Here is a 14,919-nt window from a genome sequence, read left to right on the forward strand (position 1 = left end):
ATGAAGATCAAAGCTCTCGCCGCCGCCCTCCTCGTCGCTGCCTGCGCCAGCCAGACCTATGAACCGCGGGTTGCCACCGAACTGCCGTTTGGCGGTGCGGAGGTTCCCCGGTCCGGCGCGCGTATGCCTGCAGAGGATGCCGTCCTGACGCGCATCCAGTTCGGCAGCTGCCTCAAGCAGGAAGACCCGGCGCCGATCCTGGGCGCCATGATCGCCCGTCGGCCCGACCTCACGGTGTTCCTCGGCGACAACGTCTATGGCGATGTCCGGGACATGGATGATCCGCTGATGCCTGAGCTCGTCGGCGCCTACCGGACCCTCGGCGCGCGGCGGGATTTCCAGTCACTCCTCTCGGTCAGCCCGGTGTTGAGCACATGGGACGACCATGACTATGGCCGGAATGACCGGGGCGGCGAGTTCCCGCTGAAGGAAAATGCGGAGGTCCTGTTCGAGGAGTTCTGGAACCTGCCCCAGGATGATGTCCGCCGGGCGCGGCAGGGGGTCTATACCTCAGAGACCTTTGGCCCCGAGGGGCAGCGCGTACAGATCATCCTCCTCGACACCCGCTTCTTCCGGAGCGCCCTCACTCGCACCGATGAGCGCAATGCTCCGGGTAAGGAACGGTATATCCCGAGTGACGATCCCGACCAGACGATGCTTGGCACGGTTCAGGAGCGCTGGCTCGGTGAGGTCCTCGAAGAGCCTGCAGATCTTCGCATTCTCGTCACGTCGATCCAGCTCATCGCTGATGGTCATGGCTGGGAGGCCTGGGCCACGATGCCTGAGGCTCGGGACCGTATCTATCGCCAGATTGCTGCGGCGGGTACGGACAATCTCATCGTCATCTCGGGCGACCGGCACCTTGGCGGCTTCTATGAGCGCGAGCTGGCGCCGGGCATGGTGCTTGATGAGATGACCACTTCATCCCTCAACGCGCCACAAAGCACCTGGCGTGAGCGGGATGGCAGGACGTCCCACGAAGCCGGCCCTCACCGCCTCGGCCTTCCGATTTACGAAGAAAACTTCGGTGAGCTGACGATCGATTGGGACGTGAGAGAAGCGACCATGTCCCTTCGCGATATCAGGGGCGAAGAGATCTACACGAGAGCGAAGAGCTTCTGACCGGAAGCCAGAGACCTCCCTCAACCTATTGAAGTTCCACATCTCCTGTGATTGTCTTCCCCCAGGCAGGGAGATTATCATGTTTCGTAGACTTTTCGCGCTCGCCGCGATGGGCGCACTTGGCGCGTGCGCGTCGGTCAGCACGGATACGGTGTTCACGGGTGAAGAGGACAATATCCTCGTCGTCATTCGGGGCGCCAAGCAAAGCGCCTATATCGATGGCTGGGGGTTCCAGAAGGTCAATGTCGACACCCTGCGTTTCTCGAGCGACAGCTTCGACGTAAATGTCGCTGTGGCTTTCAGCCAGAAGATGGCGATCCCGGAAGGCATCGATACGGGCCGGGCCAACTACTACATCACTACGAATGAAGGCCCTGGCGCCTTCGCCTTTACCCGGCGCACAGGTTCGTCACCCACCGTACCGGTTCTCAACTGCTACGCAGACGGAGCAGCCGTCTTTCAGCTGAGGCGCGGCGTCGTGAACGTCATCGACATTGACGATCCCCGCGGCCGGAAAACCGCAGAGCGCATCGAGGAGGAAGTGAAGCCCGCCCTCGCCCAGTACGAGGGGATCACCGCCGAGGTGGTCGCGGCACCAGTGACACATTTCGTGCGCTTCGAAATGGGCTCGAGCGGCGATGTTTATAGCCGGTGCCCCGATAGCGATGAGGTGCTCTCTGTCGTTCCGGCTGCGGAATGGTTCAGGGACAACCCTGAACGAAGCGGCATCACCGTAATCCGCGGCTGACGCTTACCCCTTGGCGGGAAGGTCGGGCATGGCCTGGGCTGGCTCCCAGATCTCGATCTTCACGCCGCCCGGGTCGGTGAACCAGGCGAACTTGCCGTAGCCTTCATCAACAATGTCCGAGACCTCGATCCCATCGGCGATGAGTTTCTCGCGATAGCCTTCGATCCCCTCACAGACGAAATTCAGCATGAAGGGATGACCCGCATCGCCAAGATAGGTCGTGTCCTGATCGAAGAAGCTGACCAGCGACATCTCCTGATGATCGGGGTCGTCAGGCCGCCGCCAGCGCATCTCGACACCGGCATAGCCATCACCGGGGTGGAGCCCCAGGTGCTTCTCGTACCAGGCCTTACGCCCTTGCGGGTCATCCGCCTTGTAGAACACCCCGCCCAGTCCAACGATGCGCGCCATGGTGATCTCCTTGAAAGCTGGAGAACACCACAACGAAAAAGCCCGGCCGTAGCAACGACCGGGCTCAGCAATTTAGCAGTTGAAAGAGGCCTTAGGCGTCTTTCTTGGCCTTGGCTTTTTTCTTGGCGAGAGCCTCGGCCTGACGCTTGGTGTCGACCTTCTCGGCGATACGGGCCGATTTGCCCTGGCGACCGCGGAGATAGTAGAGCTTCGCGCGGCGGACTTTACCGCGGCGGACGACTTCGATCTCTTCGACCAGCGGCGAGTAGATCGGGAAGACGCGCTCGACGCCTTCGCCGAAGCTGATCTTGCGCACGGTGAAGCTCTCATTGATGCCGCCGCCAGAGCGCGAAATACAGACGCCTTCAAACGCCTGGAGACGCTCGCGGTTGCCTTCGCGGATCCGGACCTGGACACGCACGGTGTCGCCCGGGGCAAATTCAGGAACTTCGGGTTTCAGTTCGGCTGCAAGCTCGGCTTCGAGCTGCTGGATGATGTTCATGTCTCGTCCGTCTCTGTATCCGGCGGATTGGACCCCGCCCTCTTCCCCTTTGGGGTGAGCAAGTCGGGTCGTCGCGCGCGCGTCAGGGTCAGGGATTGGTCCCGTCGCCACTGGTCAATTTTCTTGTGGTCGCCCGAGAGAAGCACGTCCGGGATGGACCGCCCCTCGAACTCCCGAGGTCTCGTGAACTGCGGATATTCGAGCAGACCCTGCTCAAAGCTCTCATCGTCCCGCGAAGCCAGCGCGCCCAATATACCGGGAACAAGCCGCACGCAAGCCTCGATCATCGCCATCGCGGCCACTTCTCCGCCTGCGAGAACGAAGTCGCCGATGGAGACTTCCGTCAGGCCGCGGGCGTCGATCACGCGCTGGTCGACCCCTTCGAACCGGCCGCAGACAAAGAGCGCGCCGGGACCCTCGGCCAGCTCGTGAGCAAAAGCCTGATCGAAGGGCCTTCCGCGGGGGCTGAGAAGCAGTTTCGGGCCCGGAATAGCCCCGGCAGCGTCGATGGTTCGCACGAGAACGTCGGCGCGCATGACCATGCCTGGACCGCCGCCGGCAGGGGTGTCGTCCACCGTGCGGTGCTTGTCCTCGGCGAGGTCCCGGGGGTTCCAGACCTCGTAGGACCAGCGCCCGTCCATGAGCCCTCGGCCCAGGACGCCCACGCCGAGCGGTCCCGGAAAGGCGTCGGGGTAGAGGCTGACAATGCCTGCGCGCCAGCTCACCTTGCGGCACTCATCGCGAGACGCATCAGAATATTCTCGGCGATCGCCTGATCGGGGGCGCCGGTCTTCTTGCAGGCGGCTTCGGCCTCGTAGATCGCGGCGGCAGCGCGTTGGAGCTTCGAGAGCGGCCAGGCCTGAAGCTGGCGGGAGACGGCGTCCTGTTCCTGGTAGAAGACAGGTGGCTTGATCTTCTTCATTGCAGCACCCGCCCCCTCGCCCTGTGCCATAGCAGCGGCGGCGGGCATGAGGCGGAGGATGCGGTTCTGGGCGAGCCGGAGAAGCGCGATGACAGACGTGCCGGATGCTTCCGCTTCTGCGAGGGCCGCCGAGAGCTGTTTCACTTGGCCTGACAGCGCGAGGGAGGCGATGGCGAAACTGTCCTCCTGCGGAGCATCGGCGAGGCAGGCGGCTACGTCTTCGGCGGTGATCCTGTCATCGCCGTCCGCGCGGACGGATTTCGGGCCCTTGTAGAGGATGAGCTTCTCGACCTCCTGGCGCAGGAGCCCGCGGTCGTCGCCGAGGGAGGCGGTGAGGACCGCTGCCGCTTCATTGTCGAGGCTGAGGCCTTCCTCCGCACACTGTTCGCGGATGGCGGCCATCGTGTCCCGCGCGCCTTCGGCATAGCAGCCTATGGCGACTGCCTTTTTCGAGGCTTCGGCGGCTTTTCTAAGCCCTGAGCTCTTCTTGAGATCGCCTGCCTCGATGACCACGAGACCTGCTCCGTCGAGTGTCCCAGCGTCGGCGGCCTTGAGGAGCGATTGCACCGCTGAGGTGACCCCTGCGCTGGCGCTCCGCACCCGGACGACCCGGCGCCCGCCAAGGAAGCTCTGAGCGGCGGCCTCATCGGTGAGCTTGGCCGCATCGGCTGCGTCTTCGTCGGACAGGTTGGCGACGCGCCACGGGTCGGAGAGGTCCTCGGCCACCGCTTTGGCGACAAGCTCAGCTCGCTCATGCACCAGCCCCTGCTCAGGTCCATAGATCAGGGCAAGGACGATTCCGTCTCCCGGGGCTTTCAGGAAGCCTTGTACATCCCGTCCCTTCAGCGCCGTCATTCCTGATTGGCCTCCTGGCGCTCGGCCTCCTGCTCCTCGATGCGCTGCTCGCGCTCGGCTTCCTGTTCGAGACGGCGGAGCGGGTCGCGGCCACCTGTTTCCTGGAACAGACCACCATCGGACGTATCGGGCGCACGGCCTTCAGCGTAAAGAGCAGCGTCGATCTCGATCTTGCGGGCAAGGTCGATGACCGCGCGGCGGACGGCGTCCTCACGGGCCACGAGAGAGGCATATTGGCTGGGCACGACAGCGAAAGAGCTGACGCTCTGGAGGTTCTGGCGCCGTCTCGTATTGGTTTCATTGTCCGTATACGACACGGAAGCAATGAGGGTGTAGTTGAACCGGCGGGCGTTGGAGTCGATCGTTACAGAGACTGCCTGGGTTCGTTCGCGAAGCTGCACAGACATGGCGAAGCGCTGCTCGTCAGCAGCCTCAGGCAGACGCCTTGCAAGCACGGTACGCATCTGGTCACGCGGCTCATCGGGACCCCGGATCGCGCCGAGCTCAATCTCTGCCAGCGCGCCGCCAAGAGCACCCTGCCCTCCTGTGGCATAGAGCGGCTTGAACCCGCAGGCCGTCAGCACAAGGAGCGAGAGCGAACCGAGGATCGTGCGCATCAGCCTGCCACCACGTTGACGATCCGCCCCGGCACAACGATCACCTTACGGATGGTCTTGCCTTCGAGGGACCGGGCGATGTCGTCCTGCTCGAGGGCGATCTTCTGGACCTCGTCCTGGGACGCGTCAGGCGAGACCTTGATCTCGCCGCGGCGCTTGCCGTTGACCTGTACGGGCAGGGTCACGACGTCGTCCTCCAAGAGGCTTTCGTCCGCCTTCGGCCACGCGGCATCGGCGCAGAGACCCTCGCCGCCGAGCATGGCCCAGCACTCCTCCGCAAGGTGCGGCATGAAGGGCGCTGTCAGCTGCGTCAGCACACGGAGGGCCTCCGCGGCCACGGGCGCGGCATCGCCGTCGGTCTTGAGACCCTTGAGGGCGCCCAAGAATTCGTAGAGCCGCGCGATGGCCTTGTTGAAGCGGAAATGCTCGATGTCACCCGTGACGCCGTCGATGGTCTTGTGGGTCTTGCGGCGCAGCGCCATCAGCTCATCGGAAAGGTCTGCACCCGGAGCGCCTGTGCTCCTGAGGAGCCCCTCGCCCTTGGCGATGGCCTCATGGACGCGATTGGCAAAGCGCGCAGCACCTTCCGCTCCGGCCTCTGTCCACTCGACATCACGCTCGGGCGGCGAGTCCGAGAGCATGAAGAACCTGACCGCGTCGGCGCCGTAATTGTCCGTCATCGACATCGGATTGACGACGTTCTTCTTAGACTTGGACATTTTTTCGATGGCGCCGATCTTGACCGGTTTACCGCCGTCGACGGTGAAGGCGTCCTTGCCCCTGACCTCGACTTCTTCGGGGAAGAGCCAATTGCCCGCTTCGTCCTTGTACGTTGCGTGCGTCACCATCCCTTGCGTGAAGAGGTTGGTGAAGGGCTCGGACTGCTCCGTGTACCCGCACTCTTGCATCATGCGGGTGAAGTAGCGGGCATAGAGGAGGTGGAGGATCGCATGCTCAATGCCGCCGATATACTGCTGGACCGGGAGCCAGGCATCGGCTTGGGCCTTGTCGACGGGCTCGTCCTCCGGCTGCGAGGCGAACCTTGCGAAGTACCAGGAGGAATCGACGAACGTGTCCATCGTGTCCGTGTCGCGCTTCGCATCCTTGCCGCATTTGGGGCAGGAGACCTCGCGCCAGGCCTTCGCGCAGTCGCGGTCGAGGGGGTTGCCGGGCGTCTTAAATTCCGAAGGGTCGATCTCGGGCAGGCCCACGGGCAGCTGATCGTCAGGGACCGGAACAGTGCCGCAATCCCCGCAGAGGATGATCGGCATCGGGCAGCCCCAATAGCGCTGGCGGCTGAGACCCCAGTCTCGGAGGCGGTAATTCGTGGTGCCCTCGCCCCAGCCCATCTCGGCGATCTTCTCAATCGCGGCAGGAAGCGCTTCGTCCGTAGACTTACCGTTCAGGAACTCTGAATGGATCATGGTGCCGGGGCCGGTATGGGCCTCGGTCCGGCCGTCATCGGTTTCGCAGCTCGGCTCCGCCGTCGCTTTCAGGTCCGTCCCGTGGCCGCCCAAGGGCTGGATCACCGGCTTGACCGGGAGGCCGTATTTCCTAGCAAAATCAAGGTCGCGCTGGTCATGGGCCGGGCAGGCGAAGATCGCGCCGGTGCCGTACTGCATCAGGATGAAGTTGCAGGCATAGACCGGCAGCTCTTCATTCGTGAACGGATGACGGCCCGTGACAGGTAGGCGAACGCCTTTCTTCTCGGCCTTCTCGATATCGGCTTCGGAGGTGCCTTGCGCTGCGCATTCGGTGACGAAAGCGGCAACCTTCGGATCGGTCGATGCGTAATGCTTCGCCAGCGGATGATCGGGCGCGACGCCCAGGAAGCTTGCGCCATAAAGCGTGTCAGGCCGGGTCGTATAAATCGGCAGGTCGTCCTGGGGCAGATCGCTGCCGGAGAGCGGGAAGGCCATCTTCAGGCCTTCGGACTTGCCGATCCAGTTGCGCTGCATCTCCTTCACGTGGGCAGGCCAGCCTTCGAGGCGGCCATCGTCCAGAGCTTCGAGAAGATCGTCTGCACGCTCCGTAATCTTGAAGAACCATGTGGACATGGACTTCTTTTCGACCGGAGCGCCGGAGCGCCAGCCCTTCCCGTCGACCACCTGCTCGTTGGCGAGGACGGTCATCTCGACCGGGTCCCAGTTCACGAGGCTCTCGCGGCGCTCGACGAAGCCCTTCTTCAGGAACTCGAGGAACAGCTTTTGTTGGTGGACGTAGTATTCAGGATCGCAGGTTGCGAACTCCCGGCTCCAGTCGATGGCGAGGCCCATGCGTTTCAGCTGGCTCTTCATCACCTCGATATTGCCGTAGGTCCATTCGCGGGGGTGCCCGCCATTGTCCCGCGCGGCATTCTCCGCAGGCAGACCAAAGGCGTCCCAGCCCATCGGGTGGAGGACGTCGAAGCCCTGCGCTTTCTTGAAGCGCGCGATGACGTCACCCATTGCATAGTTGCGAACGTGGCCGATGTGGATCTTCCCTGAAGGATAGGGAAACATTTCGAGCACGTAGTATTTCGGCTTGCCGCCCTCATCGTGCGCCTTGAAGCATTCTGCTTCGTCCCAGGCCTTCTGCCATTTGGGTTCCGCGGATGCGGGATCGTACCGGACCATGCTCGTCAAAAAACCTTCGGAAATGCGTATGGGTAGGGATGCCTAGGCAGCCCTACCCATAAGGTAAACGGTGGAGAGAAGAAAAGCGCTGCGTGCGCTTAGCCGACAGCGTTGAGACGCAGCTCGCGGGCGCGGGTGAGGATCGCGTTTTCGATCTCCCGCGCGGTGTTGGGATTGCTCGACGCGTCGGACCACTGACCGCCCACGCGGACCTGCTTAAAGACGTTGACCCGGAGAGCATCGGCACGGAGCGCCGTGTCGAGGACCAGCACGTTGACGCGGAAACGCTCGTCGGGAGCCTGCTGGCTGGCGAACCAATCGGTGGTCACGACGCCGGCAACCGGGTCGACCATGGCGATGGGCATGAAGTCGATGGTCTCGAGCGATGCGGTCCAGAGGTAGCGGTTCACCGTGGTGACAGCGGAGGTCTTGTCCGAGGCACCAACCCGCAGGTCACGGCCGCCGCTGGTGTCAGCGCAGGCTGCGAGAATGGCGGCGATGGCCGCGGTGCCGAAAAGCTTGATCAGTCGCTGGGTGTCGGAGCGCACGTGGAAGTCCTTGTTTCGTGGCCGTCAGCTAGCACCGCAGCGTTACCTTTCAAACCCCTTCCCGTCGAAAGGGTTGCATGGAAGCCGCACAACCCGACAATTCGGACAGGAACGGCGGATATACAGCTCTAAGGCCTTTTGTTTTCGCCGCTTTGCGCCAAGTAAGTCGGGTAGTTTTTCGGCGAAGGTCTAGGACGTGCGTGCCTTGCTCCTCAGTGCAGCGGTTCTGGCTGCGTCCACAGCGTGGGCGCAGGATGATCCCGTTGTGGTCGAGGGCGACGTTGTTCTGACTGCCGGCGCAACGGATGACGATGTCGAGACCGATCTCGATGCGCGCATCACCGTCACCGGCACGACCCAGCCTCTTCCTGGTCTTGAGCTCGGCGCCTCGACCGGCGTCAGGATCGACAGCGACCGCAGCTTTAGATTCCCGACCGCTGGCCGGTATACCTCGATCACCGCAGGTGGCGTGCGTGGTTTCGGCGGCGAAAGCTCTGACGTCTATCTCGACAGGGCCTATCTCTTTGCCCGCGGCGGCTTCGGCTCGGTCAGCGTCGGTGCGCAGGAAGGCGTGGCTTCACGGCTTTCGGTGACCTCGCCCAACATCTTCCGGGCGCTGGGCGTCAATGACTGGCGGGCAGACCCGACGGGCCTCAACGACGTCAACACGGTCAATGATTTCTCCGGCTCCGCGCCGAAGATCACCTACATGCCGCCGTCCGGTTTCCTCGGCGGGGTGATCGGCAACGTCCAGATGGGCGTCTCCTACTCCCCGACCCTCGGCACCTGCGAAGGCAATGATTGCGCGCCGGTCGATGGCCTCGGCCTCGACGCGAATGGCAACATGGTCCTCGAAGATCAGCGCTTCCGCGATGTGTCCGAAGCGGCTGTCTACTACCAGAACGGCTTCAGCATTGGCTCCGACCGGCTCATCCTCGGCCTCGGCGCGAGTTTCGTGCAGGCTCAGGAAGAGCAGGCTTCGAGCTTCTCGACGGATGATTTCCTCGAAGATTACAAGGCGCTCGCCCTTGGGCTGAACCTTGCCTATGGCGACATCACGATTGGCGGCTCGGTGAAGACGACCAATGCCGGGCTCGATGAGCAATCGAATGGCCCGAGCGATTACCTCGCCTTCGACGCTGGCATCACCTACACCGCAGGCGACTGGCGGATGATGCTCGGTTACGCCCAGGCGGATGCCGAGCGGGACACGAGCCTCCTGATTGGCCCGCAGCAGGGTATCAATGTGCCCTTCGCCCTCGATCGCAAGACCCAGACGGCCCAGGCCGGACTTGCCTATGTCCTCGGCAAGGGCATCACGCTGGGCGCGGCTGCCCAGTTCGTGGACAGCGACAAGCCTGACATGCTGGGCGGTGACGAAGACACGGCTGCCGTGATGATCGAGAGCTCGATCCGCTTCTAGGAAACTTCGCCCGCGAAGGCGTCGATGGCTCCGAAGCCTTGAAAGGGCGTGCCTTCAAGTTCGGCAGCCTTTTCCTCGTCCATTCCTCCCAGCGCGAAGAGCGGCATCGGTGAGGCTTGCGCGATCGCGACGGCCCGCTCCCGGCCCATAGCCTGCGCTTCTGGATGGCTGCGGGTCGCGAAGATCGGAGAGAGGAAGGCGGCATCGGCCTGCGCTGCGAACGCGGCCACCAGCTCGTCCTCGTCATGGGCGGGCATGGTGAGGAGCCCCGGTGCGCCTGGAAGCTTGTGGTGGCCGTCAGCACCCTCCAGCTGAGCCCGCGCCACTTTAAAGAGATGCCCGCGCTCCTGAACGATCCGACGGACACTGTCCGCAAGGGCGATCCGCTCCTCAGGACCCAAGTGGTCATGGCGGAAGATGAAGGCGAGCGGCTTTTCCAGCGCCGGCAGCGCTGCTGCCAGCTCTTCCACGGGAGGTAGCCTCTCGGCATCGCTGAACAGCGCCAATGCGAAGGGAAGGTCGCATGGTTTCGGCGAGGCGGCGCGGAGACGCCAGGCCGCAGCCGAGAGAGCCATGACACGGTCGGAAAACTCTGCCACGGGGCGCGGCATGGACGCAAAAGACCTGATCCGCAACCGAGACGATGTCCTCGCCGCTATCGCAAAGGCCGCCGAGGAGGCTGGCCGCGAGCCCGGCGACGTGACGCTCACTGCCGTATCGAAGACCTTTGACGCCGAGACGATCCGCCCGCTCCTCGAAGGAGGGCACCGGGTCTTTGGCGAGAACCGTGTGCAGGAAAGCCTGGAGAAATGGCCGGGCCTGCGGGAGAGCTTTCCTGATCTCGAGCTGAGGCTCATCGGCCCCCTTCAGTCGAACAAGGCCGGCGATGCCGTGGCGCTTTTCGACGTCATCGAGACCGTCGATCGCCCGAAGATCGCAAAGGCTCTGGCCAAAGAGATGGAGGCGCAGGGCCGCAAGCTCCCCGTCTTCATTCAGGTGAATACCGGCGAAGAGCCCCAAAAGGCGGGGGTTGCTCCCTCTGAAACCGAGGACTTCTTCAGGGTCTGCCGCGACGAGCATGGTCTCGACGTGCGGGGCCTGATGGCGATCCCGCCAGCGGATGCCGTGCCGGCGCCGCACTTTGCGCTCCTCAAACGACTGGCAGACCGACTTGGCCTTCCTGAGGTCAGCATGGGCATGTCCGGCGACTATGAAGCAGCCGTCTCACTCGGCGCGACCCGTGTTCGGGTCGGCAGCGGCATCTTCGGCGCGCGGGGATGAGCCTTCCCCCTGAGGCCTCTGCATAAATCGCGGGAGTGCCTTGGAACTCTTTCCAAACTTTCGGCGTTCCATCATCAACAGACGGTGAGCGCCGGATTGTGATCGCGCGACTCAACGCCTGAAGGGTTCCATTGCCTCTGTTGCAAAGTTCCCGAAGCGTTTAGGGTCTCCCGGATTCACGCCGGGGACCGATCACCAAGAGTCGGCCCGCATCAGTTCGGGGGAAGTGAGGAATGATGTCGAGAGCTGCCAAGGTTCTTCTGGTTGAGGACGATGAGCTCCTCTGCAGCCATCTCGAGGAGCAGTTCTCCTCACACAGTGAGTTTCAGCTTTCCGTGGCCCGGAGCGGGCAGGAAGCGATCGACCGCCTGACGGACGAACAACATATCGACCTTGTGCTGCTCGATATCGGCCTTCCGGACATGGATGGCCGGGATGCCTGCAAGAAGCTGCGTGAGAAGGGCTTCAAGTCCCCCATCATCATGTTGACGGGTTCCGATGGCGATGACGACGTCATCAATGGCCTTGATTCAGGCGCCAATGATTATGTCACCAAGCCCTTCAAGTTCGCCGTGCTCCTCGCCCGCCTGCGCGCGCACCTGAGGAGCCATGAGCAGTCCGAGGACGCCGTCTTCAAGATCGGCCCCTACGAGTTCAAACCGGCCGTCAAGATGCTGGTCGATACCGAGGACAAGAAGATCAAGCTTACCGAGAAAGAGAGCTCGATCCTCAAATATCTCTACCGCGCTGGTGGCCAGCCGGTGAGCCGCGACATCCTCCTCAACGAGGTCTGGGGCTACAATTCAGGTGTGACGACCCACACGCTGGAAACCCATGTCTACCGCCTGCGCCAGAAGATCGAACCGCGGCCCGGCGAGAACGCGCTGCTCCTCACCGAAAGCGGCGGCTACCGCCTCGCCCTCGAAGAGACGAACTTCGCCTGACCTGACTGCGCACAAGTCTTGAGCCCTGGTGCCCGCCCTTCCATGAGAGGGGCGGCAACACAGGGAGGGCGCCATGTCCGCACCCATCGTCTTTTTCGATATTGCAGGCCCCGATGAGGGCGCACTCAGGGCTTTCTACGAGAAAGTCTTTGGTTGGCCCTGCGGACAGCCGGGCAATTTCATGCCGGGCAATGCGCCCAAGCTCGACGGGACGATCCGGCAGGATCCTGCCGACAAGATGCTCTATGTCGGCGTGCCCGATGTCACGAAAACCCTTGAGCTGATCGAAGCCGAAGGCGGCAAGATCGACGTGCCGCGCTTCGAGGTGCCGGGTACGGTCGTGCTTGGCCTCTTCTCGGACCCGGCGGGTAACCGCAAGGGCCTTGTCGAACTCGACGGTGACGAGCCGAAGATTCCCTAAGCCTCCGAAGGCCCCTTCGCCATGAAGTCGACGTCCGAGGAGCGGATGTGGAGGTCGCGCTGGGGGAACGGAATCTCGATGTTCTCTTCGCGGAAGGCTTCCCAAATCTTGAAGAGGATCTCCGAGCGGACGTTGGCGATCCCGTTGGGCGGATCGGTGATCCAGAACCTCAGGTCGAAGTTCACCGAGTTGTCGCCATACTCCATCATGTTGCAGACGGGCTTCGGCGTCTGCTGCACCCGCGGCGTCGAAAGGGCTGCCTCGACGGCGATCTCCTGCACCCGGCGCATGTCGGGGGTCGAGTAAGAGACTCCGAACGGCGCGTGGCAGCGGACATTCTTGTCATTGTGGGACCAATTGACGACGCCCTCTTCTATGAACTGGGCGTTGGGGATCAGGTGCTCCGTTCCGTCCCTTGTCCTGATCGAGACGTAGCGGCTCTTCATTTCGGTGATCCAGCCAAACGTGTCACCGATCTGGATCGTGTCGCCTGGCTTGATCGACTTGTCCGCAAGGAGGGTGAAGCCAGCGAGGAAGTTGCCGATGATCTTCTGGAGCCCAAGGCCGATGCCGAGGCCGACGGCACCTGAGAAGATCGCGAGGCTGGCGAGGTTGAAACCGATCAGCTGCAGCGCGATGACGAGCGCGATCACCGGCGTGATGAAGTTGATGATCTTAGCGATCAGCGCCTTCAGCGACGGGTTGATCTCGTCGGTCTCCTGCACCCGGTTGACCACGAGGCCGGAGACGAGCCCTGCCAGCTGCATGAAGATCGCGAAGATGACGCCCGCTCGGAGGACGTCGTAGAGCGTCAGCTCTACCGCGCCCCTGTCTTCCGTCGCCGGAGAAATCGTCAGGCTGACCGTCTGCATCCAGGTGAAGACATCGCCGAGAACGCCGAAGGCATCGAGGGCCGCGATCGGCCAGGCGACATAGAAGGCGACCTTCGACCAGAAGGGCGAGCGGATCGCGAGGGTAACGAGCCTGACCACGATCCATGCAGCGAGGAGCGACTGGGCCGCGTCGACGAACTGGTCCGCCTTGCCCATGCCGTCTTCGAGGATGGCAGCGAATATGGTCAGGGCGAGGAATGCCGCGATTGGCGTGGCGAGCGTTGCGACGGCCATCGCCAGTCGTTGGGGCAGCCCCTGGGGCAAGCGCTTCTGCAGATGGCGCTGGATGAAATCCTTGAGCCGGGGACCGAACATGATCGCCGGGATGATCGCGCCGAAGACCAGACCCAGCTGGATCAGCGAGTTTATCGTGAGGAGGTCGGTCCGGACCCAGTTGATGACGTCGCCGAGGACGCGCTGCGCCATGCCGACGTCGACAAGTTCGGCCAGTGCGGAGCCTTCCTCGACAGGTTCCTGCGCCCTCGAGACCAGCTCCTCAGCCTTTTCGTTGGTGGCGTCGACAAGGCTCACCGGCTCTTTGTCCTGCGGCGACCCGTCCGCCTGAGCTTCGGGCCCGGCGGCAGCGGTCCCGCCCTGGGAGTCGTCCGCAGGCTCAGGCTTTTCGCTGGGCACGGGGGCTTGGTCGCTCTGGTTCTGTTCCTGCACGAAGGGACGCAATTCTCTCTGACTTGGGAGGGTTCCCTAGAGAGAAAGTTCGCGCAGCGCCAACCGGTTGGAGCGCGAGAAACATCCGGCCACGATCACAGGGCGGAGAGCGACGAGCCGCGAAGGTCCCGGATGGACGCGACATGCGGCAAGGAGACCCTATTTCCTCTCACAAGAAAGACCTGACAGGCCGAGTCATGACCCATCTGCGTAGCCTCATCGTTTTGCTCCTCGCCGTCGCGCAGATGGTGATCGGGTTCTTCCCCGGCCTCCTCGGCGCGGGGAGCGATGTCGGTGCCATGGTCGAGCCCTACAGAACACCGCTGGTCCCCGCCGGATGGGCGTTCGCGATCTGGGGCCTTCTCTATATCGGCTGCCTCGTCTTTGCGGTGTTTCACCTGATGAACAGGCGTGACGCTTGCGTTGCCAGGGTGGGGTGGCTGGCGGCGCTCAGCTTTCTCGGCACGACCCTCTGGGTGCCTCATCAGCTCACCTACGGGCCCGGCTGGGCCAGCTTCATCGGGCTCGAATGGATCCTGCTGACGAACCTAGCCGCGACCTTCGCAATCAGGCTCGACCCAAGGCGCGGAGCGTTCCGCGGGCTCGCCTATGGCGCGATCATCGCCCTTGCCGGTTGGATCACCGTTGCCTCGCCAGCGGGGCTTTCCCTCGCCCTGGTCTATGAGAACGGCTGGGACCTGGGCGATGACAGGACAGGGGCCGTCTTCCCGATCCTTCTTGCATGGCTGCCCATCGCGTGGGGGCTGACCTGGCTCATCAGAAGCTGGTTCTATGTCGTGCCCATCATGTGGGGCCTGTTCGGTGTCGCCATGGCGAACCAGGCCGAGCAGCAGTTCTTCATCGGCGTCCTCGCCCTCGCGACGAGTTTCGCAGGCCTTACCCTCTTCGCGCGCAAGCACCGGGTCCGCGGCCCAGAGGTGGCATGACAGG

The 14,919-nt window shown here is 63.2% G+C and carries 16 protein-coding genes; 7 read left to right on the forward strand and 9 right to left on the reverse strand.

Annotated features, from left to right (window positions below; genetic code table 11):
• Both HK107_RS04890 and HK107_RS04895 read left to right on the forward strand, forming a co-directional pair.
• Positions 1–1,122, forward strand: coding sequence for an alkaline phosphatase D family protein (locus HK107_RS04890; protein ID WP_173197268.1), 1,122 nt, complete (start codon positions 1–3; stop codon positions 1,120–1,122).
• A gap of 79 nt (positions 1,123–1,201) precedes the next feature.
• The gene (locus HK107_RS04895; protein ID WP_173197270.1) at positions 1,202–1,870 is read left to right on the forward strand and encodes a hypothetical protein; all 669 of its coding nucleotides are present in this window, start codon (positions 1,202–1,204) and stop codon (positions 1,868–1,870) included.
• 3 nt (positions 1,871–1,873) lie between these two features.
• Here HK107_RS04895 and HK107_RS04900 read toward each other — a convergent pair whose 3' ends face one another.
• From HK107_RS04900 to HK107_RS04930, 7 genes are all read right to left on the reverse strand, one after another.
• Positions 1,874–2,281, reverse strand: coding sequence for a VOC family protein (locus tag HK107_RS04900; protein WP_173197272.1), 408 nt, complete (start codon positions 2,279–2,281; stop codon positions 1,874–1,876).
• A 91-nt stretch (positions 2,282–2,372) separates the two neighbouring features.
• On the reverse strand, positions 2,373–2,783 hold the full coding sequence (gene rplS / locus HK107_RS04905; RefSeq protein ID WP_173197274.1) for a 50S ribosomal protein L19: 411 nt from the start codon (positions 2,781–2,783) through the stop codon (positions 2,373–2,375).
• Positions 2,780–3,508: a tRNA (guanosine(37)-N1)-methyltransferase TrmD gene (trmD, locus tag HK107_RS04910; RefSeq protein WP_173197276.1), complete on the reverse strand. Its 729-nt coding sequence runs from the start codon at positions 3,506–3,508 to the stop codon at positions 2,780–2,782. The genes rplS and trmD overlap by 4 nt, the downstream gene beginning before the upstream one ends.
• Positions 3,505–4,560: a DNA polymerase III subunit delta gene (gene holA, locus HK107_RS04915; RefSeq protein ID WP_173197278.1), complete on the reverse strand. Its 1,056-nt coding sequence runs from the start codon at positions 4,558–4,560 to the stop codon at positions 3,505–3,507. Before holA ends, trmD begins: the two co-directional genes overlap by 4 nt.
• A complete protein-coding gene (lptE, locus tag HK107_RS04920; protein ID WP_173197280.1) occupies positions 4,557–5,177 on the reverse strand; it encodes an LPS assembly lipoprotein LptE in 621 nt (206 codons plus the stop codon). Before lptE ends, holA begins: the two co-directional genes overlap by 4 nt.
• Complete coding sequence (gene leuS, locus HK107_RS04925; RefSeq protein ID WP_173197282.1) at positions 5,177–7,792, reverse strand: leucine--tRNA ligase; 2,616 nt, start codon at positions 7,790–7,792, stop codon at positions 5,177–5,179. Before leuS ends, lptE begins: the two co-directional genes overlap by 1 nt.
• A 98-nt stretch (positions 7,793–7,890) precedes the next feature.
• Complete coding sequence (locus HK107_RS04930; protein ID WP_173197284.1) at positions 7,891–8,340, reverse strand: DUF3576 domain-containing protein; 450 nt, start codon at positions 8,338–8,340, stop codon at positions 7,891–7,893.
• A 196-nt stretch (positions 8,341–8,536) separates the two neighbouring features.
• Here HK107_RS04930 and HK107_RS04935 point away from each other — a divergent pair, with 196 nt between their 5' ends.
• On the forward strand, positions 8,537–9,763 hold the full coding sequence (locus HK107_RS04935) for a porin (protein ID WP_173197286.1): 1,227 nt from the start codon (positions 8,537–8,539) through the stop codon (positions 9,761–9,763).
• On the opposite strand, the gene HK107_RS15960 is transcribed toward HK107_RS04935, so the two are convergent.
• Positions 9,760–10,362 carry a thiamine phosphate synthase gene (locus HK107_RS15960; RefSeq protein WP_173197288.1) on the reverse strand — a complete coding sequence of 201 codons (603 nt, stop codon included), beginning with the start codon at positions 10,360–10,362 and terminating at the stop codon, positions 9,760–9,762. The genes HK107_RS04935 and HK107_RS15960 overlap by 4 nt on opposite strands.
• Before the next feature lie 10 nt (positions 10,363–10,372).
• On the opposite strand from HK107_RS15960, the gene HK107_RS04945 reads away from it, so the two are divergent.
• The 3 genes from HK107_RS04945 (at position 10,373) to HK107_RS04955 (ending at position 12,409) form a co-directional block, all read left to right on the forward strand.
• Positions 10,373–11,044, forward strand: a complete 672-nt coding sequence (locus tag HK107_RS04945) for a YggS family pyridoxal phosphate-dependent enzyme (protein ID WP_173197290.1) — start codon at positions 10,373–10,375, stop codon at positions 11,042–11,044.
• A 236-nt stretch (positions 11,045–11,280) separates the two neighbouring features.
• A complete protein-coding gene (locus HK107_RS04950) occupies positions 11,281–11,988 on the forward strand; it encodes a response regulator transcription factor (RefSeq protein WP_173198761.1) in 708 nt (235 codons plus the stop codon).
• Between the two features lie 73 nt (positions 11,989–12,061).
• Positions 12,062–12,409 (forward strand): VOC family protein, encoded by a 348-nt coding sequence (locus tag HK107_RS04955; RefSeq protein WP_173197292.1) that lies wholly within the window; start codon positions 12,062–12,064, stop codon positions 12,407–12,409.
• Here the strand turns inward: HK107_RS04955 and HK107_RS15965 are convergent.
• Positions 12,406–13,968: a mechanosensitive ion channel family protein gene (locus HK107_RS15965; protein WP_332871488.1), complete on the reverse strand. Its 1,563-nt coding sequence runs from the start codon at positions 13,966–13,968 to the stop codon at positions 12,406–12,408. The genes HK107_RS04955 and HK107_RS15965 overlap by 4 nt on opposite strands.
• Positions 13,969–14,165: 197 nt before the next feature.
• Between HK107_RS15965 and HK107_RS15625 the strand changes: the two genes are divergently transcribed.
• Positions 14,166–14,915, forward strand: coding sequence for a hypothetical protein (locus HK107_RS15625; protein ID WP_233061136.1), 750 nt, complete (start codon positions 14,166–14,168; stop codon positions 14,913–14,915).
• Positions 14,916–14,919: the final 4 nt, after the last annotated feature.

This window comes from Parvularcula mediterranea, assembly GCF_013085255.1.
Lineage (GTDB): Bacteria > Pseudomonadota > Alphaproteobacteria > Caulobacterales > Parvularculaceae > Parvularcula > Parvularcula mediterranea.

Excerpts from the sequence above, each read along its gene's own strand:
- HK107_RS04890 (WP_173197268.1), top strand. The coding sequence starts at position 1 with ATGAAGATCAAAGCTCTCGCCGCCGCCCTCCTCGTCGCTGCCTGCGCC.
- HK107_RS04895 (WP_173197270.1), top strand. The coding sequence starts at position 1,202 with ATGTTTCGTAGACTTTTCGCGCTCGCCGCGATGGGCGCACTTGGCGCG.
- HK107_RS04900 (WP_173197272.1), bottom strand. The coding sequence starts at position 2,281 with ATGGCGCGCATCGTTGGACTGGGCGGGGTGTTCTACAAGGCGGATGAC.
- rplS (WP_173197274.1), bottom strand. The coding sequence starts at position 2,783 with ATGAACATCATCCAGCAGCTCGAAGCCGAGCTTGCAGCCGAACTGAAA.
- holA (WP_173197278.1), bottom strand. The coding sequence starts at position 4,560 with ATGACGGCGCTGAAGGGACGGGATGTACAAGGCTTCCTGAAAGCCCCG.
- lptE (WP_173197280.1), bottom strand. The coding sequence starts at position 5,177 with ATGCGCACGATCCTCGGTTCGCTCTCGCTCCTTGTGCTGACGGCCTGC.
- leuS (WP_173197282.1), bottom strand. The coding sequence starts at position 7,792 with ATGGTCCGGTACGATCCCGCATCCGCGGAACCCAAATGGCAGAAGGCC.
- HK107_RS04945 (WP_173197290.1), top strand. The coding sequence starts at position 10,373 with ATGGACGCAAAAGACCTGATCCGCAACCGAGACGATGTCCTCGCCGCT.
- HK107_RS04950 (WP_173198761.1), top strand. The coding sequence starts at position 11,281 with ATGTCGAGAGCTGCCAAGGTTCTTCTGGTTGAGGACGATGAGCTCCTC.
- HK107_RS04955 (WP_173197292.1), top strand. The coding sequence starts at position 12,062 with ATGTCCGCACCCATCGTCTTTTTCGATATTGCAGGCCCCGATGAGGGC.
- HK107_RS15625 (WP_233061136.1), top strand. The coding sequence starts at position 14,166 with ATGACCCATCTGCGTAGCCTCATCGTTTTGCTCCTCGCCGTCGCGCAG.